General features: G+C 29.5%; 20 protein-coding genes. 15 read left to right on the top strand and 5 right to left on the bottom strand.

All coding sequences use genetic code 11. The features are described 5' to 3' along the window. Nucleotides 1-120: 120 nt before the first annotated feature. The 5 genes from galU to G8C43_RS01005 all read left to right on the top strand — a co-directional run bounded on the left by galU (nucleotide 121) and on the right by G8C43_RS01005 (nucleotide 5,853). Nucleotides 121-1,044, top strand: a complete 924-nt coding sequence (gene galU, locus G8C43_RS00985) for a UTP--glucose-1-phosphate uridylyltransferase GalU (protein WP_160542254.1) — start codon at nucleotides 121-123, stop codon at nucleotides 1,042-1,044. 77 nt (nucleotides 1,045-1,121) lie between these two features. Continuing rightward, the gene (locus G8C43_RS00990) at nucleotides 1,122-1,445 is read left to right on the top strand and encodes a hypothetical protein (protein WP_166003445.1); all 324 of its coding nucleotides are present in this window, start codon (nucleotides 1,122-1,124) and stop codon (nucleotides 1,443-1,445) included. A 117-nt stretch (nucleotides 1,446-1,562) separates the two neighbouring features. Beyond that, the gene (locus G8C43_RS00995) at nucleotides 1,563-3,983 is read left to right on the top strand and encodes a TonB-dependent receptor (protein ID WP_166003447.1); all 2,421 of its coding nucleotides are present in this window, start codon (nucleotides 1,563-1,565) and stop codon (nucleotides 3,981-3,983) included. 17 nt (nucleotides 3,984-4,000) lie between these two features. Beyond that, nucleotides 4,001-4,594, top strand: a complete 594-nt coding sequence (locus tag G8C43_RS01000; RefSeq protein WP_166003449.1) for a hypothetical protein — start codon at nucleotides 4,001-4,003, stop codon at nucleotides 4,592-4,594. 140 nt (nucleotides 4,595-4,734) lie between these two features. Then, nucleotides 4,735-5,853, top strand: coding sequence for an RCC1 domain-containing protein (locus G8C43_RS01005; protein ID WP_166003451.1), 1,119 nt, complete (start codon nucleotides 4,735-4,737; stop codon nucleotides 5,851-5,853). On the opposite strand, the gene G8C43_RS01010 is transcribed toward G8C43_RS01005, so the two are convergent. Then, nucleotides 5,854-7,098, bottom strand: a complete 1,245-nt coding sequence (locus G8C43_RS01010) for a D-alanyl-D-alanine carboxypeptidase (protein WP_166003454.1) — start codon at nucleotides 7,096-7,098, stop codon at nucleotides 5,854-5,856. A gap of 106 nt (nucleotides 7,099-7,204) precedes the next feature. On the opposite strand from G8C43_RS01010, the gene G8C43_RS01015 reads away from it, so the two are divergent. The 8 genes from G8C43_RS01015 to G8C43_RS01050 all read left to right on the top strand — a co-directional run bounded on the left by G8C43_RS01015 (nucleotide 7,205) and on the right by G8C43_RS01050 (nucleotide 13,802). Continuing rightward, nucleotides 7,205-7,540, top strand: a complete 336-nt coding sequence (locus G8C43_RS01015; RefSeq protein WP_166003457.1) for an MmcQ/YjbR family DNA-binding protein — start codon at nucleotides 7,205-7,207, stop codon at nucleotides 7,538-7,540. Between the two features lie 51 nt (nucleotides 7,541-7,591). Then, on the top strand, nucleotides 7,592-8,248 hold the full coding sequence (locus G8C43_RS01020; protein WP_160542248.1) for a CBS domain-containing protein: 657 nt from the start codon (nucleotides 7,592-7,594) through the stop codon (nucleotides 8,246-8,248). A gap of 15 nt (nucleotides 8,249-8,263) precedes the next feature. Continuing rightward, nucleotides 8,264-9,139, top strand: a complete 876-nt coding sequence (locus G8C43_RS01025; RefSeq protein WP_160542247.1) for an NAD kinase — start codon at nucleotides 8,264-8,266, stop codon at nucleotides 9,137-9,139. Nucleotides 9,140-9,438: 299 nt separating this feature from the next. Continuing rightward, nucleotides 9,439-10,413, top strand: coding sequence for a ribonucleotide-diphosphate reductase subunit beta (locus G8C43_RS01030; RefSeq protein ID WP_160542246.1), 975 nt, complete (start codon nucleotides 9,439-9,441; stop codon nucleotides 10,411-10,413). Continuing rightward, nucleotides 10,414-10,707, top strand: coding sequence for a hypothetical protein (locus G8C43_RS01035; protein WP_160556529.1), 294 nt, complete (start codon nucleotides 10,414-10,416; stop codon nucleotides 10,705-10,707). It begins immediately after the preceding gene. Between the two features lie 8 nt (nucleotides 10,708-10,715). Next, nucleotides 10,716-12,365, top strand: coding sequence for a ribonucleoside-diphosphate reductase subunit alpha (locus G8C43_RS01040; RefSeq protein ID WP_166003460.1), 1,650 nt, complete (start codon nucleotides 10,716-10,718; stop codon nucleotides 12,363-12,365). A 146-nt stretch (nucleotides 12,366-12,511) separates the two neighbouring features. Then, nucleotides 12,512-13,123, top strand: a complete 612-nt coding sequence (locus tag G8C43_RS01045) for a J domain-containing protein (RefSeq protein WP_160542244.1) — start codon at nucleotides 12,512-12,514, stop codon at nucleotides 13,121-13,123. A 103-nt stretch (nucleotides 13,124-13,226) separates the two neighbouring features. Further along, the gene (locus G8C43_RS01050) at nucleotides 13,227-13,802 is read left to right on the top strand and encodes a hypothetical protein (protein ID WP_166003462.1); all 576 of its coding nucleotides are present in this window, start codon (nucleotides 13,227-13,229) and stop codon (nucleotides 13,800-13,802) included. Nucleotides 13,803-13,884: 82 nt separating this feature from the next. Here the strand turns inward: G8C43_RS01050 and G8C43_RS01055 are convergent, their stop codons facing one another. Beyond that, a complete protein-coding gene (locus G8C43_RS01055; RefSeq protein WP_166003464.1) occupies nucleotides 13,885-14,262 on the bottom strand; it encodes a copper resistance protein NlpE N-terminal domain-containing protein in 378 nt (125 codons plus the stop codon). Between the two features lie 88 nt (nucleotides 14,263-14,350). Then, on the bottom strand, nucleotides 14,351-15,715 hold the full coding sequence (locus tag G8C43_RS01060) for a dihydrolipoamide acetyltransferase family protein (RefSeq protein WP_166003467.1): 1,365 nt from the start codon (nucleotides 15,713-15,715) through the stop codon (nucleotides 14,351-14,353). Between the two features lie 252 nt (nucleotides 15,716-15,967). Between G8C43_RS01060 and G8C43_RS01065 the strand changes: the two genes are divergently transcribed. Further along, nucleotides 15,968-17,770 carry an LTA synthase family protein gene (locus G8C43_RS01065; RefSeq protein WP_166003469.1) on the top strand — a complete coding sequence of 601 codons (1,803 nt, stop codon included), beginning with the start codon at nucleotides 15,968-15,970 and terminating at the stop codon, nucleotides 17,768-17,770. On the opposite strand, the gene G8C43_RS01070 is transcribed toward G8C43_RS01065, so the two are convergent. Next, nucleotides 17,759-18,550, bottom strand: a complete 792-nt coding sequence (locus G8C43_RS01070; RefSeq protein ID WP_166003471.1) for a DUF2797 domain-containing protein — start codon at nucleotides 18,548-18,550, stop codon at nucleotides 17,759-17,761. The two genes, G8C43_RS01065 and G8C43_RS01070, sit on opposite strands and share 12 nt — an antisense overlap. Nucleotides 18,551-18,856: 306 nt before the next feature. On the opposite strand from G8C43_RS01070, the gene G8C43_RS01075 reads away from it, so the two are divergent. After that, entirely contained in the window at nucleotides 18,857-19,447 is a 591-nt protein-coding gene (locus G8C43_RS01075; protein ID WP_166003473.1) for an META domain-containing protein, read from the top strand. A gap of 89 nt (nucleotides 19,448-19,536) precedes the next feature. On the opposite strand, the gene G8C43_RS01080 is transcribed toward G8C43_RS01075, so the two are convergent. Continuing rightward, a complete protein-coding gene (locus G8C43_RS01080; protein WP_166003475.1) occupies nucleotides 19,537-20,169 on the bottom strand; it encodes a VanW family protein in 633 nt (210 codons plus the stop codon). Between the last annotated feature and the right edge of the window lie 6 nt (nucleotides 20,170-20,175).

Raw genomic sequence — 20,175 nt, forward strand, 5'->3', positions numbered from 1 at the left:
AAAGAAATTGAAGTTCATTTTTTCTATATTTGTATAAAATAAAATATGAATTAACAAACATAAATAAATCATTTATATATTTTATTGAACTAGCTATTTTTAACCGTTATTTATAAAATTATGAAAAAAGTAAAAAAGGCCGTTATTCCGGCTGCTGGCTTAGGTACCAGGTTTTTACCAGCTACAAAAGCATTGGCTAAAGAAATGCTTCCTATTGTAGATAAACCTACTATCCAATTCATAGTAGAAGAGGCTATAAACTCCGGTATTGAAGATATCTTAATTGTAACCGGCAAAGGAAAACGACCTATAGAAGATCATTTTGATTCCAATCCTGAATTAGAAGCTAATCTTAGAGAAAAGCATAAAACGGAATTATTAAAACTCGTTGAAGAAACGACTGATATAAATTTACATTTTATTAGACAGTCTCATCCTAGAGGATTAGGACATGCTGTATTACAAGCAAAAGCATTTGTAGGTAATGAGCCTTTTGTGGTAATGTTAGGAGATGATATAATGGAAGATAAAATACCACTAACAAAGCAATTAATTATGGATTTTGAAAAAACCTATGCTTCTACTATTGCTGTAATGAAAGTTCCCCATGAAGAAACTTCAAAATATGGAATTATCGCTCCAGAAAGAGAAATAGAAAAAGGGTTGTATAATGTGCTCAACTTTGTAGAGAAACCTAAGCCCGAAGATGCGCCCAGTGATCTGGCAATTATCGGTAGATATTTATTGACACCTGAGATATTTAGTATTTTGGAAAATCAAGCTCCCGGAGCAGGTGGTGAAATTCAATTAACAGACGCAATTGATACACTTAATAAAATTCAAAGAGTGTTTGCTCGTAATTTTTGCGGTACCCGTTATGATGTAGGAGATAAATTCGGATTTATGAAAACTAGTATTCAATATGGTTTAGTCCATCCACAAATAAAAGATAGTTTGCATGACTACATTATTGAATTGGGCAAAGAACTTGAAAAAAAACAAATTACAGAAAAAGAAAAATTAGCTGTAGTTAGCAAAAAATAATAAAATAAAAAATCTTTCAACTTCATGAAAGATTTTTTTTATTTAAATTTGCTTCCAAATAATTTATACAATCTAAAGTGAAATTTCTTCATTCCAATAAAATACGAATTATCTATCTTTTATTTTCGATAGTATTCGTATTTAAGATATTTTCTATACAGGAATATATTCACTTAGAACAACATAAAGTAAACAAAATTAGTCATGATCATTGCCAACAATGTCATACTATTTTTCATTTAGGAAAATATCAATTATTTGATGTAGCGGAAGACCCAACATTTATACTACCTCATCACTCTGAAATAATTAATCACCCTGAAGATATTTATACCTTTATATTTTATAAAAATATAAATAAATCTAATTATTTCAACAGGCCACCTCCTAAATTTTCATAAAAATAATAATATGATGCGGATTTTTTAATAAAAATTAGAAAAAAAGATCTGTATTTATATCTTTTTTAAAGGATATAACTTTTTTTCAATTAAGTCATACCTTATATTATTTGTTTTATGAAAAAGACAATATACGTTTTTTTTACGTTTCTTATTTTATTGAATATAAAATCGTATGCTCAATGTACCTTGCATATTAAAGGTAAACTTAACGATTTATATTCCACTCGTGGATTAAAAAACGGTTCTATACAGCTCATAGCAACTAATGGAAAAGAATCCATAACAATAACCGATTTATCCGGAGAATATACTATTTCCAATGTTTGTCCAGGAATGTATCGACTTATCTTTTCACATCCTGACTATATTACTCAAACGTTAGATATAACAGTAAAGAATAATTTAAATCAAGATATTTCATTAGAACGTAAAGAAAAAGAATTACAACAAATAGTAACTGTTGGAAAATCTTTAGGAAAAACTAAAACTTCAACAGAAAATAAATTAACCAAAAATCAAATTAATGAATTTTCGGATACAAACTTAGCTAGTGCATTAGCTTCGATTGCGGGAGTGAGTATATTAAAAACGGGAAATAATATAGCTAAACCTATTATTCATGGATTGCATAGCAGCCGTGTGCCCATATTTAATCATGCCATAAGGCAGGAAGATCAACAATGGGGTGTTGAACATGCTCCGGATATTGACCTAAATGTTGCCAATTCCATTTCAATCATTAAAGGAGCGGGAGCATTACAATATGCGGGCGATGCTACCGGGGGTATCGTATTGGTTGAACCAAAAAAATTATATACAAAAGATACTCTTACGGGAAGTCTTATAACTTCCTATGTTTCCAACGGCAAAGGAGGAAATACTACAGCTCAAATTGAAAAAGGATGGAAAAAAGGATGGGCTATGCGCTTACAAGGTACTTATAAAAGATCCGGAGATCTATCAGCGCCTAATTATATTATGTCTAATACGGGGCTTAAAGAAAATGATTTTTCAATTCAAGTAGGTAAAAATCAAAGAAATTACGGCATAGAATTATTCTATAGTTATTTCGGTTCAGACACTGGTATTTTAAAAGCAGCGCATGTAGGTAACCTGGAAAATCTTTTAAATGCCATCAATAATAAACAACCCTTAGTTATTGATGATTTTACGATGAAAATAGATGCGCCCAAACAGAAAATTCAGCATAATTTATTTAAATTCAATACTCATTATAATTTTAATTTCGGTAAATTAAGTTTAGTGTACGGATATCAATTTAATAATCGGAAAGAATATGATATCAGAAGAAGCGAACTTGCCGACAAGGCGTCTCTCAATTTGGATTTAACTACACATACTCTCAATTTAGATTACGAATCGACTGCCTATACTAAACTTAAAACAAAATTAGGAAGCGGCTATTCTTATCAAGAAAATTTTCCAAATGCTGGTACCGGCGTAAGTCCATTAATCCCCTTTTATGAAAAAAATAATTATTCCTTCTATTGGATTGAATATTTTAATATTAGTAAAAAATTACTAATCGAAGGAGGAATACGATTTGATCATCAAAAAATAGATGCTTTAAAATTTTATAAAAAAAGCCGATGGGTATCTTTGGGTTACGATAAAAAATATTCAAAAAAAATACTTAAAGATACCGGTCTCAATTATTTGGTAAATCCGATTCTTACCTATAACGGTTTTGCATCTACTTTAGGCTTAAAATTAAAGTTGGGAAAGTTTGATGAAATTACATTCAATTATTCATTAAGTAGTCGAGCACCCAACCCAAGTGAATTATTTAGCGACGGATTGCATCATTCAGCCGCAGCTATTGAATTGGGAGATTTAGACTTAAAAAATGAGAAGTCTAATAAGTTCATGACGACATATAAAGGGTTTGGATTGGATAATAAGCTAACTTTTGAATTAACGGCTTATTATAATTATATAAACGACTTTATAAACTCTATTCCTGTAAATGCAGAATATACTATTAGAGGAGCATTTCCGGTTTGGCAATATAAACAAACCAATGCTAAAATTTACGGTATCGATGTAATGGCTGATTATCAAATATTGGGACCATTGAAATTTTCTACTAATTTTTCTTATTTGAGAGGAAAAGATATAAAAAATAAAACGTCCTTAATTTCCATGCCTCCTTTGCAATGTATCAATTCAATAGAATATAAAAATAAAAAATGGAGAAATTATTTTGCAAAACTTACTTCCACTTCGGTGTTTAAGCAAACGCACTTTCCTAATTATAATTTTGAAATTGACATAGTGAAAAATGGAGCAGTGGTTTCGGAAACATTAGATATTAGTTCTCCTCCTGCTGCTTATCAGCTCTTTGATTTTATTACCGGTTTTTCATTCGATATTACAACTATACACACGATGAATATTTCATTAGGTGTAAAAAATATTTTTGACACCGCATACAGAGATTATATGAATCGGTTGCGTTATTATACGGACGAAAGCGGAAGAAGCTTTTTATTAAAAATACAATTTAACTTTTAAAAATATACAATACATATATGAAAATTAAAAATTTAATCTTTTGGTTACCGTTAACCTTACTTTTAGTTACTATTTTTTCTTGTTCTTCCCATGACAGAGATGACATTTTAAATTCTCTACCGGAACACGATCACGATGAAATGTCAAAGGTGATATTGCAATTTAGAAATAGTTCAGACCCAAATTTAATTCGAGAATATGTTTACGAAGTACCGGAAGGAAGCACCGAAATACCGATTACGGATATCAGCTTACCCGCAGGAACGTATAATGTTGAAATAAAATTTTATTCACAACATGAAAATCATTTACACGATGTGACCGATGAAATTTTTATTGAAGATGCCGATGACCATTTTGTATTTTATCAGAAGGTTAATTCTAAAGGGTTAAGCATTACCTATGCTGATCATGATAATATTGATACATTAGGCAGAAAGTTAGGACATCATACGGTCTGGACCGTAGAGGATCAAGCTTTTTCAACGGTATATATTTATTTACTTCATCAACCGGCAAAAAAAGACCCTGAAGCCACTTCTGCAGCTTTATTAGGTGGAGAAATTGATTTAGAAGCTCACTTTAAAGTAAAAAATAAAGATATAAAATAAAAAAATTGTTTATATAACAATAAATAACATACAACTTTTGTTTATAATATAAATTTATTTTGATAAGTAAATCTCAATTACTGATTGAGAAATTTATATTTACCGTTACGTACGCTTAAAAACAGGGAAGCAAAAGTTGTATGAAATTTATTTGTATAGTTTTGGCATTTGCAGGTATAAATGTTATTGATGTAAATGGACAAATTAATGCTTGCTGGAAATTAATTTCAGTAAAAAATTATTACAGTTTAGGTATACAAAATAATGGCACCTTATGGGGCTGGGGAAAAAATGATAAACGACAGTTAGGTGACGGCTCCGACCAAAACAAATCCCTTCCTACCGAAGTGGATCCTTCCAAAAAATGGAAATTAGTGTATTCCGGTTACAATCATTCATTAGGTATAAAATCAGATGGTTCCTTATGGGGCTGGGGGCTGAATGAAAACGGTCAGCTGGGTAATAGTACAAATTTTACTAAAATTTATCCGGTTCAAATTGATCATTCCAATTGGAAAAGTGTTTCCGCCGGAGAATATCACTCATTAGCTATAAAAGAAAACGGTTCTTTATGGGCATGGGGAAGCAACGAAGAAGGTCAGTTAGGAGATGGCACCACCGACGATAAAAATAAACCAATTAAAATAGGAAATGCAAGATGGAAGTTTATAACGGCCGGTTTTAATTATAGTATGGGAATACAGGAAGACGGGACATTGTGGGGGTGGGGTAATAATGAAGACGGTCAGTTAGGGACTGACCAATTTAAATATTCTACAATTCCTGTACGAATTGGTTACAGTAAATGGAAATACATTACGTCCGGATTTGACTATACTTTAGGAATTCAAGCAGATGGTAGCCTTTGGGCTTGGGGATATAATGAATTTGGCCAATTAGGTGATAAATCCAATCGGGATAAAGATTTTCCTGTTCGTATCGGTCATTCTAAATGGAAAATGGTTGCTGCAGGAGAATACCATTCCTTAGGCATACAAGAAGACGGTTCACTTTGGGGATGGGGAAAGAATAATAGCGGACAAGTAGGAGACGGAACCCAAGTTAATAAAAATCTCCCTGTATTATTGGATCATTCCCAATGGAAAACAGTTTCCGCCGGTTTTGAGCATAGTATAGGCATCAAAGAAGATGGGAGCTTATGGGGATGGGGGAGGAATGATTACGGAGAACTTGGATTTGGAATTGAATTTAGCAGAAATATTCCTACGCAAATATCCACATGTGCTGTAAAACATTGATTAATAAAAATCTCTCACATGTACCAATACTTCTTCCATCTGTTTCTTTATTTCTCCGGATGGATCTTGGAAATTGTTATTCATAAAGCTAAATATCAATACTTTTCCCGATTTGGTCTCTAAATATCCGCTCAGGTTTGATATTCCTTTCATTCCTCCTGTTTTTGCAAATATATACGGCGGATTCCCTTTATAATTATTTTTTAAAGTTCCACTAACACCTCCTGCCGGAAATAAAGAAATTAATCTTTTATACGGGATTTCTTCATAGAGCTTAGTTAAAACATAAACCATATCTTTAGGAGTAAAATTATTATATCTGGAAAGACCGGATCCATCAACCCATCTGGGTTTTTGTGGCAAATCTTTTAAATAAGAAGACAACATATGATGTATTGCAGAGGAACTGTTAAGTTTATCTGAAATGGAAAGACTTCCCATCAGAAGAATTTGTTCTGCTAAAAAGTTATCACTTACAACCATCATTCTCCTGTATAAACTGTCGCCGGGTATGCTATATAAATAGGAAGGTTTTTCAACAGGAAATTTTTTGGTTAAATAAACGGATTTTTTTAGTTCTCTTTCTAAAAGTATTTTAGTTAACGAATCGGAAGTAATAAAGGGTATCTCCATTTTTTTATTATCGGAGTAATGAAACTTATTTTTTCTTAAATCTCTTACAATTTCTTTATGGTCCAATAGTACATCATTTATAAAATAAGAGGGATATACTTGAGTTGGTGAAGAAATAGTTACTAAATTTCCGTACATAGGAAAAGAAGTGCGTTCAGGTGAAAAATATTCTTTATAATCTTCCCAAGACCAACCAGGGCCGTAGATAGTATCATCAAAATTTTTTGTAAATAAAGCTATAGTTTCTTTTCGATTTTTTAAAAATTCAATTACTTTATTTTGTTTAAAATAGGGTTCCAATAGAGTTGGATCTCCTGTTCCACAAATATAAAGCGTGTCATTTTTGGAAACATATTTTAGGGAAGGTATAGAATCAGAAATTAATTTCAATCCGGTATATAAGGTAAAAATTTTTACATTGGATGCCGGAATAAAATACTTATTACCATTATAATTAAAAATTTCCTTTTTTTGCACAGGATCATATAAATAAAAGCCGGCCCACTGTTTTGCATAAAAATCAGAATCAAAATGTTTAATTAAAAATGTTTTTTGTGAATAAAGAGATAAACTTATCAAAATATAATAAACTATAAAAAATATTTTTTTCATATGATAACTAATTTATAGCATTTCATTCAAATGTACTAATATGAAATCTTATAATCTAATTTTTTATCTTAAATTTAAAATTTTTAAAATTTAAGCTAATCAATCTATGAATATTGAAGAATTTAGAGAGTATTGTTTACAATTTACAGATGTGGAAGAATGTTTTCCTTTTGATGAAAAAACTTTAGTTTTTAAAGTAAAGGGTAAGATGTTTGCATTAACTAATCTATATGATCCGGATTTTAAAATAATTTTAAAATGTGAGGCAGAATATTCATTGGAGTTAAGGGAAAATTATTCGGAAATACAACCCGGATATCACATGAATAAAAAGTATTGGAATACAGTTTTTATGAATGGAAATTTAACGGATGATTTTATAAAAAATCTTATTAAACTATCTTATACAGAGGTGCTTAAAAAAATAATTAAAAAGAGATGAACAAAATTTTAAAATTTTGGTTACTCAAAAATCTTATTATATCTTAGCATAATGATAATTACCAATTATATTTCAAATGATGTATTAACTCTCTATGAAAATGACAGCGTTGCAAGAGCAGAGCAATTAATGATTGATCTGGGAGTTAGCCATTATCCTGTTATAAGTAAAGGAAGAGTAAAAGGAAATATAGGGTTAAATATCATTAGAGATTTAGATAAATCAGAATCATTAAAAGATCATCTTTTAGATTTAGAACAATTCTATCTACTTGATAGTGCTATACTTTTTGATTCCTTACGCGTTTTTAGCGAAAATGAAACTAATATAATCCCAATCTTATCCTACCAAGAAAAATTTTTAGGAGTAGTATTAGAAGAAACAGTTATTGATGAATTGGCCTCCTTTCAGTTTACTACCGAATATGGAGTTTATATGATCATTACGACTCCTATAAAAAAATATTCTACCAGTGAAATAGCAAATATTGTAGAAAGCAATAATGGAAGGATATTAGGGATGTTATTAGTCAATACCGATGAAGACTCAACTCAAATAGTACTTAAAATTAGTGCAGAAAATATAAGTTCCATTGGAGATACTTTTGAGAGATTTGGATATCAAATTTCCAACAAATACTTTGAAGATTCCAAGCAAGAGCTTTTAAAAGAGAGATTTGATCAATTGCAAAAATTTATGGAAGTATAAATTAATTATAATTCAATGATAGTAGGTGTATATGGAAAAGTAGTTCACAAAGAAGATTATGAACTTTATGCGGCTTTTTTTCAACAATTAGAAAAAAAAGGTATAACCATTTATGTATATGAATCCTACGTGAAGGAATTAGAAGAAATGTTAGGATTAAAAAATCCCGGTTTTATTCCTTTCACTAAAAAGAAAGGGCTTCCTAAAGAAACCAAATTATTATTTACCTTTGGCGGTGATGGAACTATTTTGTCTACTGTTGCTTATATTAAAGGATCTAATATTCCGATTGTGGGAATCAATACAGGAAGATTAGGATTTTTAGCCACATTTCAGAAAAATGAATTTTTGAAGGAATTGCCCCATATTTTAGATGGTAATTGCACTATAAGTGAACGTTCCGTATTAGAAGTGAAAAGTAATTTTCATAAATTCTTGCCTTATGCCATAAATGAAGCAGCAGTAATGCGTAAGGATACAACCTCAATGATAACCATAGATGCCTATGTAGATAATATATTTCTGAATACCTTTTGGGCAGATGGTTTAATTATATCAACTCCTACCGGTTCAACGGGCTATTCATTAAGTTGTGGAGGTCCCATCATTTATCCTAAAGCCGATATAGTGGTTATCACTCCAATCTGTCCGCACAATTTAAATGTAAGACCATTAATTTTAAAAGATGATGTAGAAATACGGTTGAAAGTTCATAGTAGATCGGAAAAATATTCTTTATGTCTGGATTCACGGTATAATACGGTAGGAATAGACGATGAAATAATCATAAAAAAAGCACCATTTAAAATAAAAATAGTCAAGTATAATAATTATTCTTATTTTAAAAATCTTCGGGAAAAATTAAAATGGGGAACTGATTCGAGGAATTAAAAAACTTGTTTTTTCAATTCAAAATAAAATTGTGTGTTTATAACTTCTTAATATCTTTTGAAATTCTCTAGGGGCAAGTATGTTAAATATTTTTAATTTTAAATACATAGTAAGTGCCTAAAACAAAAGAATTAATTAATTGAAAGAAAGTTAATTATAAAAATCATAAGATTATAAAATTTGAATATAAGAGTTTGTATACGTTAAAAATTATACACGAGACCGGCTCTTATAAAGAATTTTCTGTCTTTTAAAAATAAAGTAAAAATTATTAAAAAAAGAAAAATAAATTAAGGATTATGTCAATATTTGATAGAAGAATTAATTACAAGCCTTTTGAATACCCTGAAATTTTACAATTTACAGAGGCAATCAATCATGCCTATTGGGTACACTCAGAAGTAGATTTTACTGCCGATATACAGGATTTTCATTCGCATTTAGAAGACAGAGAGCGAAATTCAATCAAAAACAGTTTATTAGCAATTGCCCAAATTGAGGTCGCTGTAAAAAGTTTTTGGGGAAATATATATCAGCATTTTCCAAAGCCGGAGTTCAATGGATTAGGAAGTACGTTTGCGGAATGTGAATTTAGACATTCAGAAGCTTACTCAAGATTGTTGGAGGTTTTGGGATATAATAATGAATTCGAAAAGTTGTTGGAAATTCCTGTTATCAGGGAAAGAGTGGAATACTTAGATAATGCATTAAAATATGCTAAATCCGATGACCGAAAAAAATACGTAGTATCACTTATTTTATTTACTATTCTTATCGAAAATGTATCTTTATTCAGTCAATTTGCCATAATCTTATCATTTACAAGATTTAAAGGTCTGATGAAAAATGTTAGCAATATCATTGGTTGGACTTCGGTAGATGAGCAAATTCATGCCAATGCGGGAATCTATTTAGTTAATAAAATTAAAGAAGAATATCCCGACTTTTTTGATGAAGATACCATTAAGCACATTCAAGATACCGTTAAGAATTCAATCATCATTGAAGGTAAAATATTAGATTGGATATTTGAGAAAGGAGAAGTAAACTCAATTGAAAAAGAAAATCTTCTAAACTTTATGAAATTCAGGGTAGATGAAAGCTTACAACAAATAGGAATGGAACGGTTGTATCATGTTACACCAGAGCAATATAAACCTATGGCATGGTTTGAAGAGGAAGTATTTGCCAATAGTTTGGACGACTTTTTTGCGAAAAGACCTACCGAATATACCAAATATGATAAAAGTATAACTGAAAACGATTTATTTTAAATGGGAGATTTTTATTTAATTAAAGCCAATTTTATATATCTTGATTTTAATGCAACCATCGAAAGAGAAATTGCTACCAAATTAGAAGACAGAGATCGTCATATAGAAATATGGGAGGAGTTAGTAGAAATAATTTCAGGATATCTTCGAACATTTTCTTTATCTGAAATATATGAAATGCCTTTTATTGATGAAGAAGGAAAAGATAACGGGTATTTTTTAAGAAGAATGGCAGTAAATAATGAAACCGGATTAAAAGGTAAATTAGAATTAATGGTTAAAAGATTAGATTAATATATATTATGAGCGAAAAACTTTGGTGGAAAAATTCGGAAAGTGAACAAATATTAAATAGGGGGTATCTTCTAAAGGGAGAGACGGTTGAAGGAGCAATTGATCGTATTACTTACGCTGCCGCTCAACGATTATACAAACCTGAACTAAAAGAAGCTTTTCAGGAAATGATTGAAAGGGGCTGGATGAGTTTAAGCTCACCTATTTGGGCAAATATGGGAACAGAAAGAGGATTGCCTATATCATGTTTCAATGTTCATATTCCTGACAGTATAGAAGGAATAACTCATAAATTAGGAGAAGTAATCATGCAGACCAAAATTGGCGGAGGTACTTCCGGTTATTTTGGAGCTTTAAGAGAAAGAGGATCAGCGGTTTCGGATAATGGCAAAAGTAGTGGAGCGGTAAGTTTCATGAAATTATTTGACACTGCCATGGATACCATATCTCAAGGGGGAGTGAGAAGGGGAGCTTTTGCTGCTTATTTGGATATTGATCATCCCGATATTGAAGAATTTTTATCCATACGCGATATAGGAAATCCGATTCAAAATTTATTTTTCGGTATATGCGTTCCTGATTATTGGATGCAGGAAATGATTGACGGGGATATTGATAAAAGAAAAATTTGGGCTAAAGTTTTAGAAAGTCGTCAACAAAAAGGTTTACCTTATATATTCTTTACTGATAATATTAATAAAAATAAACCACAAGTATACAAAGATAAAGGAATGGTTATCCATGCTTCTAATCTTTGTTCAGAAATTATGCTTCCTTCCACAGAAGAAGAATCTTTTATATGTTGTCTTTCATCCATGAACTTGGAATTATATGATGAATGGAAAGACACGGAAGCAGTAAAATTAGCCGTATTCTTTTTGGATGCCGTTTTACAGGAATTTATTGTAAAAACAGAAGGTAATTATTACTTGTCACCCGCAAATAAATTTGCTAAAAAGCACAGAGCACTAGGCTTGGGAGTTTTAGGATGGCATTCTTATTTGCAAAAAAACATGATTCCTTTTGAAGGAATGGTTGCTAAACAAAAAACCGTTGAGATTTTTAAATATTTGCAGGATAAATCCAATAAAGCAACTGAAGATTTAGCCAGAATTTACGGAGAACCAGAATTATTAAAAGGTTACGGAAGAAGAAATTCTACTTTATTGGCTATTGCGCCAACCACTTCATCTTCTGCGATCTTAGGTCAAACCTCGCCGGGGATTGAGCCGTTCAGTTCCAATTATTACAAAGCGGGTCTTTCTAAAGGTAATTTCATGCGTAAAAATAAGTATTTGGATATGCTTCTTACGGAGAAAAATATTAATAATGAAGACACTTGGAGAAGTATTATGCTAAATGGTGGAAGTGTACAGCATTTAAAAGATTTATCATACGAAGAAAAACAAGTTTTCAAAACTTTTAAAGAGATCAGTCAATTGGAAATTGTTCAACAAGCCTCTATAAGACAAAAATATGTGGACCAATCCCAGTCTTTGAATTTAAATATACCTGCTGAACTTCCGGTAAAAGAGGTAAACCGATTATTAATAGAAGCTTGGAAATTAGGTATTAAAACTCTTTATTATCAAAGAAGTCAAAGTGTGGCCAAAGAGTTGGTGGTTAATTTAGTTAATTGCAGTAGCTGTGAATCGTAGTGATTATAACTATCTTATATCCTATAAAAAGACTATTTTTAAATAGTCTTTTTTCGTTTAAATGTTTATCAATCGGTGTAAATGTATTTTAAATAGCTTATATTTGTGCCGAATGTTCTTTTTAATACTGGTTGTAGCCTTAAATAATGAAAGATTTTTATACTATATTAGAAGTCGATCCGACTGCATCGCATAAGGAAATTAAAAAATCTTATAGAAGATTAGCTCTAAAATATCATCCGGACAGGAATTTAAATAATAAAGATAATGAAAAGCTTTTTATAGATATTAACGAAGCATATCATATTTTATCTAATGAAGAATTTCGTAAAAATTATGACGTAAGGTACAGAAAAAAAATATCTTCTTATTCTCAACCCATTACACCTTATATTTTTTTAAAAAAGTTTCAGGATATTCGTAAATTTATTTATGATAGAGGCATTAATAAAATAAGTAAAAATGCGTTATATTCAGGGTTGGAAAAATTATTGTCTGATGAAAATATCAACTTCTTACTATTAAAAAGTGATAAAGAAGTTCGTAAGCAAATTATAATTGAAAATTTAAAATGTATAAAGTTTTTATCATCTTTAGATAAAGAAAAAATCATAATCAAGCTTTTAAAATTAGCCGATAATGATCATAATCTTGTAGCTCTTATTAGTTTCTCTACTAATCAGACGGAAAACAAGTATTTTTTTACCTCTATTTTTTCAAAGTTTACTTATAAAATAAAACAAATGTTTGTTCCATAAATTAATGGATTCAAACAATAGGCTAAAACAGACGTTATCGTTTGAAATTGTAATCTTAAAGCCAAAAAAATTAGATATATTGTAAGATACTAAAATAATTATAATGAAAAAAATTGTATTCGTTTTCACTCTACTAATGATTTTAAACAGCGGAGAGCTGTTTTCACAAAATAAAACCAATAGGATAACAACTACTAAATTAAAAAAGAAAAGCCTTATTTTAGGTCCCAAATCTGCGGCTAAAATTAAAGAATTATTTTTTACTGCTAAAGGATTTAAATTACCGCAAAAAATAGAGGCAATCAATACTATAGCTACTTATACGGGTGCAGAACCCATCGAAGGTTCAGGAAACATTTATACTTGGGATTTCACGAATGGTTTTCAAATTAGTGCAATATCAGATGGGGGCGGGCGATTAGGAAGTAATGATAAAATTTCATTGGTTAGTTTCAATTATGGAGGAACCAATTCAGTGGAATTATCAAATTCAATTGTCTTACATCAATCTTCTCTAAGTTCCATTGAAAAAATATATGCTAAGCGTTTAATAAAATTTAAAAATACGAAACAACCTACATATAAAGTAGTGTCAGATAAAATTTATACTACTTTTTACTTTAATGAAAAAAATATTTTAATAAGTTTATCTATCTCTAATTATGATTTAGAATTTTAAATATTTATTTCAAAAAATCGACAAAATTTATTGAGAATGAAATAATCAAGTAATATTAAACTTACTTGATTATTTATATAGATTATTGTTTAATTAAATATTCTTCGGTATCGTATTGACCTGTATTGTCAAGATAGTACAGTTTTTTTTCAAAAGCTTTAAATTTAAAACCAAACTTATCTAAAGCTATCGTTGAATTTTTTCTATCCCAATTGAAATTACCTTGTTCATAAATAATTGATCCTTTAGAATCTTCGTCAGTAAAAAGTTGAATTTTTAACTTATACGTATTACTTTGATCTAAAGTCAGTACCACAAATTCGCAATCATCACATGAAATACTTCCTTGATAAGTACCGATAAATTTCTTAGGTAAAGTATCCCTAATTGAAGAAGATACTGATAAAGAATCAGTTTGGGTAGAAGCTTTTATTGTTTGTTTCTTATCGCAACTGCTCAAAAGGCAACTAAATATAATTAGCAGTATATAATATTGTATTGAATGAATGTTCACAAGCTACAATTAATTTTTTAAATATATTTCAACTTTAAAATTTTGTATTAGAATCAAATTTTTCTAAATAATCAGAAACCTTTTTAGCAAAAGCACCTCCTAAAGCTCCATCTATGACCCTGTGATCATAGGTATGTGAGATAATCATCATATGGCGTATACCTATCATGTCTCCTTGTGGAGTTTCAATAACTGCCGGTTTTTTAACAATCGATCCAACAGCCATAATAGCAACTTGAGGTTGGTTGATGATCGGCGTTCCTGCAAGGTTTCCAAAACTTCCAATATTACTCAAAGTATACGTTCCACAATTGGTATCTTCCGGTTTTAGCTGATTATTTCTTGCACGATTTGCTAAATCATTTATTGATCTTGCAAGCCCGGATAAACTCAACTGATCTGCATTTTTTATAACTGGAACAATTAAATTGCCATTAGGAACAGCAGTTGCTATACCTATATTAATATTTTTCCTTTTTATAATTCTATCCCCATCTACGGAGATATTAATCATAGGAAAATCTTTTATTGCTTTAACAATTGCCTGAATAAACATAGGCATAAAAGTGAGCTTTACTCCTTCATTTTTGAAGAAAGAATCTTTATTTTTATTTCTCCAAAGTACTATATTGGTAACATCTGCTTCAACAAATGAAGTAACATGAGCCGAAATTTGTCTGCTTTGCAGCATATTTTTAGAAATAAGCTTACGCATTCGATCCATTTCTATGATTTCATCACCATCCGATATGGAAGGAGAAGAATTTAATATAGAGGTATCAGATGTATTTTCTGATACTTTAGGGCTATTATGAACCGGTTCCAGTATAGGTGATACTTTTATGGTAGCGGAAAGATTTCTACTTTTTAAATAGGAAAGGATATCTTCTTTTGTAATTCTACCGTTTAATCCAGTACCTTGTAATAAATCTAATTCCGATTGAGAAATATTTTCTTTTTTACAAATAGATCTAATTAAGGGTGAATAATACGTACTTTTAGAAGCATTACTGTTATGTAGTTCAGAATTTGAAACCAAAGGTTTTTCTAATTCAGCTGTTATATTAGGTACATTTATAGATGTATTGATTGTTAAAGTATCATCCTGATTTAAAGATATTTCGGTTTTAGAAACAGCAGATGATTTTTCATCAGCATCTTCAATTTCTAATATAGCAAAAGCTTCTCCAATTTTGCAAATATCATTTACTTCTTTGAGCTTTTTTAGTAGTTTTCCCGAAATGGAGGAAGGGACATCTGAATCGACCTTATCTGTCGCAATTTCAACAATAGTTTCATCCTCTTCTACATAATCTCCTTCATTCTTAACCCATCCGGTAATTGTAGCTTCCATTATACCTTCTCCCATAGGAGGTAATATAAGTTTATATTCAGCCATAGTTAATAATTAGAAAGACAAAACTAGGAAAAAAATATGGAATGAGATTAAATTTTTTATGTTATACTCAGAATCAGTATCAAATTATTAAAAAAAGACAAATTTTATTGATTAAATTGATGAAAAATTATATAATTTTGTATTACTAACTATTCACTTGTTATTATGAATTATAAATTAAGCATAAAACAGTTATTGCTTAGAATCTTGCTCTTAATTTTTTGTTACCAACTCTGTAGAGCAATTTTCTATGTGTTCAATTTTCATTTTTTCAAAAACATAGGATTATCGGAGTTTTTAGGAGGTTTACGATTTGATTTGGCAGCAATTTTTTTAAGTAATATACTCATAATTGTATTAAGTACGATTCCGGGCAACTTCAAGTATAATCGTACCTATCAAAAAAGTTTAAAAATATTATTTTTTTTAATCAATGCTTTTTTTATAGGAGTCAATTTCATTGATATAAAATATTATATATATACTAATAAAAGAAGTACCTATGCATTGATTACCGCTTCCGGTATGGAAGGAGATATACTCAGACTAATTCCTGTATTCTTAGCTCAATATTGGTATATGTTTTTAGGATATTTAGTGGCTATGTTTTGTTTTTGGAGATTTATTCCTGAAACATCATACAGACAAGAAAAAGAAAACGGATGGAAAGGGATCTTCGTGAGCTCATTAGTTTTTTTATTATTTGTCGGCTTAATTATATTATTGGGAAGAGGAGGAATCCAAAGAGCTCCAATTAAAACGGTTGATGCTATAAATTATACCGATTATCCCCAAAATACCGCAGTGGTATTAAACACAACTTTTACAATTTTTAAAACTATAAATAAAAAAGATAATTTAAAAAAGAAGAATTATTTTACCCCTCAACATTTAAAAACTACTTATCAACCAATAGTAGATATCAATTCGGATGGAATTTTTAATAAAAAGAATTTAGTAATTATTATTTTGGAAAGTTTTGGAAAAGAAAATATTTACCAACAATTTGAAGGTAGGAAATTAACACCGTTTTTAGATTCTTTACTTACAGAGGGCAGGTATTATATCAATGCTTTTGCTAATGGATTAAAATCAATTGATGCAGTACCATCAGTAATTACATCAATACCTTGTCTTATGGAAGTTTCTTATATATCTTCACCTTATTCCTTTAATCAAATTGATGGATTTAATGTTGTTTTAAAAAAAGAAGGATATAATACATCTTTTTTTCACGGCGCATTTAATGGAAGTCAAAATTTCAATGAATTTGCCCGAATTTCAGGTTATGATAATTATTATGGTAAAAATGAATATACGGAAAAAGGGGGATATGATGGAGTATGGGGGATTTTTGATGAAGAATTTTTACAGTTTACACTAAAAAAATTTAATACTTTTAAACAACCTTTCTTTTCAACTATTTTTACCGTTTCTTCACATTCTCCTTATACCATTCCAGAACAATATAAAAATAAATTTCCTAGAGGAAACAGAGATATTCACGAGAGTATTGCTTATTCCGATTTTGCTTTAAGAAAATTTTTTGAAAATGCCAAAAAACAAGAATGGTATACTAATACGGTCTTTGTTTTAACTCCCGATCATACAAGTAGAGGAGGGGCAAAACCTGAATATTTTTTAACAGAAATTGGTAATTATTCAATACCTATATTATTATTTGATCCTTCTAATTCTAAATTAAAGGAAACAGAAAATAAATTAATGGGTCAAATTGATATTTACCCTGAAGTTTTGAATTATCTGGGTTATAAAGGACAAATTTTTTCTTTTGGAAATCCCGTTGAAAGTAAAGATCGAGTGGTTGCCAATTTTAATGAAGGTATTTATAGATTTTTAATCAATCAGTATTATGTTACTTTTGACGGTAAAAAGATTTTACGTGTATATGATTATACAACAGACAGTTTATTACAACATTCAATTTCAAATTATCCTAAAGAAAACCTTGAATTAAAAATAAAATCGTATATTCAACAATATAATAACAGGTTGATAGATAATGAATTATCTTTAGTAAAATCAAAGGATTAAGTCGATTACGAATCCCTCATGATTTCTAACATTAAACACAATATTATTATCAAAAAGCAAATATTGACCTTTAACACCTTTTAAAATTCCTTCAAATTCAAAAACCTTTTTAAGGTTTACCGAATTTACTTTATGTGGGTATGCGATTACTGGATATTGAAAGTTAAAAATTTCGTTATCCTCTAAAATATAATTTTCTAATTGTTCGGGTATAAATGTTTTAAGCTCATTTTTTACAATTGATAAATCTATATAGGGAACTGATTCTCTCAACATTTTCCTATAATTGGTTTTATCTGAAACGTGCTTTTTAAGAATGGATTCAATGACTCCTGCTTCATATCTATTTTCAGTTTCTGCTAATTTTATGGCATACTCGGCACCTTGATCGATCCAACGATAAGGTAATTGTGATTTTCTTGTGACACCAACCTTAATTCCACCGGAGTTTGCTAAATAAACTATGTGAGGCTGAAGTTGAGCTTGAGATTCAACACTTAAATCTCTGTCTTCCATGCCTAAATGGGCTTTAGATAATTCAGGTCTTAGTATCCAATCTCCTGCATAGGGAGAAGTAAAATAACAATCCTTACAATATCCCATGGCAAATATTTCTTTATCCAAACCACATCCCAGACATTTATAATGATCAAATCGTATTTTGATTTTTTTATCTAATAGTTGATTTATAATAATTATTTCATCATTAAAATTTAGATAATACTGAATAGGAGAATTATATTCGGTTATCATTTTGGTTAGTTGTCCGGTTAGATGCATAGAGAATAATTTATTTACTTTTAGTCTGTATTATTGTCTTGAATATTACAAATATATAAATATGATAGTATTCAATCCTTACTCATTCATAGTACTTTCAAATAAAAATTTTTGACCCATATAAAGCTTAAGTTATTTTGTGTCAATTAATTCAACAAAATAAAATTAATTTTGAAACTTAAATCTTATTTTTGTTTGAAAAAAAAATATAAAAAAAATAGTTGTTATTGCAGGTTTTTTATATCTTTACCTAATATTTATTATGCTCAAAAAGTTAATTAATCGTACAATACATTCTTAAATATTATGAAAAAAAGTTTATTAGATTTTCATTTAATTTTCTTAGGGTTATTTCCATTATTTTTAATCACTAGCTGTGGAACATCAAAAAAAGCATTAAAAGATTATAACGAAGTTCAAATAAATCAACCGATTGATGAAGTTACTATAAGTACCGATACAATCGATGACGCAGATAATGTAATTACTATAAAAGTAGAGGATCAAGGAACTAATACAACTAAAAAACCTAAGGGCAAACTAGATAAAATAATGGTTTATCTAGGTGATGAGAATGTAGTGAAATGGAGATTAGTTAGATTGAATTCTCAAAATGCTTCTGATTTATACGAAAATTTACCCTTAATGAGATTTGATGAACCTTGGAAACAAATTTACGGAACAACAGGTTGTAACAAATTTACTGCCTACTATACTTGGGAAAATACTATCTTTAATTTATCAAGATTATCTTCAACTGAATTGCCTTGTGATTTTGATGAATCTCAATTTTTAAATGCTATGCAAAGTATTGATGAAATTAGAGAAGGAGATTCAATTTTATCATTTTATAATAATGGACAAGAAATTTTAGTTTTTGAAAGATTCAATTCATGATTTCATAGATAAAAAGTTTTTAAATTTAAACAGTTAATAAAAATTTTTACAAAACGTAGCTTCATGTTAGAATACATGAAGCTATATTTTTATAGTTTCTTTTTATAAAAGGAAACTTCTGTAGTTCTACGGTTTATTCGAGTTAAAACTTCCTTGAAATTTTTAAAATCTCTATTGGTAAAAACTACTTCGTTACGTATTATTTTTTCTGAACTTAAAATAGATCCATTCAAAATTTGATTTTTAATTTGAAAATTAAATTTTATAGGAAAAGCATAACCGTTTTTAATTTTTAAATCTCTGGATTTATATAACACTAATGCTTCCGCACCTAACGGATATATTCTTTGATCTTCAGTGAAATGATCTACCGTTGAAGGATGTCTCTCAAGTATTGCTAATCCACTTATTAGTGCCAGATGGTAAATAATACTGCTGTATATTTCGTATAAGAAGGTTGAATCAGAATTGTGTAACATATGAACGGGATCACCTAAAACTTTCCAAAAAGAAAATACCTGATTGGGTTTAATTACTACATTAGAAAGTGAATTTTGTATCCATAGCATCTGATTAGCTAATCGTTCTAAAGAAACAAAAGGATGGTCCATAATCCTATATGATAAGAGAATTTCATGAGGATAATTTGCTTCATCTTTTTCTACATGTTTAGCATAATTAGTAAATGTAAAGTAGTTTTTTAAACATTTAACTATGTTCATTGTAAA

Source organism: Apibacter sp. B2966 (assembly GCF_011082485.1).
GTDB lineage: Bacteria > Bacteroidota > Bacteroidia > Flavobacteriales > Weeksellaceae > Apibacter.

Coding starts and splice junctions, on each gene's coding strand:
- G8C43_RS01075 (WP_166003473.1), top strand. CDS start 18,857: ATGAAAAAAAGTTTATTAGATTTTCATTTAATTTTCTTAGGGTTATTT.
- G8C43_RS01030 (WP_160542246.1), top strand. CDS start 9,439: ATGTCAATATTTGATAGAAGAATTAATTACAAGCCTTTTGAATACCCT.
- G8C43_RS01000 (WP_166003449.1), top strand. CDS start 4,001: ATGAAAATTAAAAATTTAATCTTTTGGTTACCGTTAACCTTACTTTTA.
- G8C43_RS01015 (WP_166003457.1), top strand. CDS start 7,205: ATGAATATTGAAGAATTTAGAGAGTATTGTTTACAATTTACAGATGTG.
- G8C43_RS01010 (WP_166003454.1), bottom strand. CDS start 7,098: ATGAAAAAAATATTTTTTATAGTTTATTATATTTTGATAAGTTTATCT.
- G8C43_RS01040 (WP_166003460.1), top strand. CDS start 10,716: ATGAGCGAAAAACTTTGGTGGAAAAATTCGGAAAGTGAACAAATATTA.
- G8C43_RS01035 (WP_160556529.1), top strand. CDS start 10,414: ATGGGAGATTTTTATTTAATTAAAGCCAATTTTATATATCTTGATTTT.
- G8C43_RS01005 (WP_166003451.1), top strand. CDS start 4,735: ATGAAATTTATTTGTATAGTTTTGGCATTTGCAGGTATAAATGTTATT.
- G8C43_RS01020 (WP_160542248.1), top strand. CDS start 7,592: ATGATAATTACCAATTATATTTCAAATGATGTATTAACTCTCTATGAA.
- G8C43_RS01050 (WP_166003462.1), top strand. CDS start 13,227: ATGAAAAAAATTGTATTCGTTTTCACTCTACTAATGATTTTAAACAGC.
- G8C43_RS01060 (WP_166003467.1), bottom strand. CDS start 15,715: ATGGCTGAATATAAACTTATATTACCTCCTATGGGAGAAGGTATAATG.
- galU (WP_160542254.1), top strand. CDS start 121: ATGAAAAAAGTAAAAAAGGCCGTTATTCCGGCTGCTGGCTTAGGTACC.
- G8C43_RS01070 (WP_166003471.1), bottom strand. CDS start 18,550: ATGCATCTAACCGGACAACTAACCAAAATGATAACCGAATATAATTCT.
- G8C43_RS01045 (WP_160542244.1), top strand. CDS start 12,512: ATGAAAGATTTTTATACTATATTAGAAGTCGATCCGACTGCATCGCAT.
- G8C43_RS01080 (WP_166003475.1), bottom strand. CDS start 20,169: ATGAACATAGTTAAATGTTTAAAAAACTACTTTACATTTACTAATTAT.
- G8C43_RS00995 (WP_166003447.1), top strand. CDS start 1,563: ATGAAAAAGACAATATACGTTTTTTTTACGTTTCTTATTTTATTGAAT.
- G8C43_RS01025 (WP_160542247.1), top strand. CDS start 8,264: ATGATAGTAGGTGTATATGGAAAAGTAGTTCACAAAGAAGATTATGAA.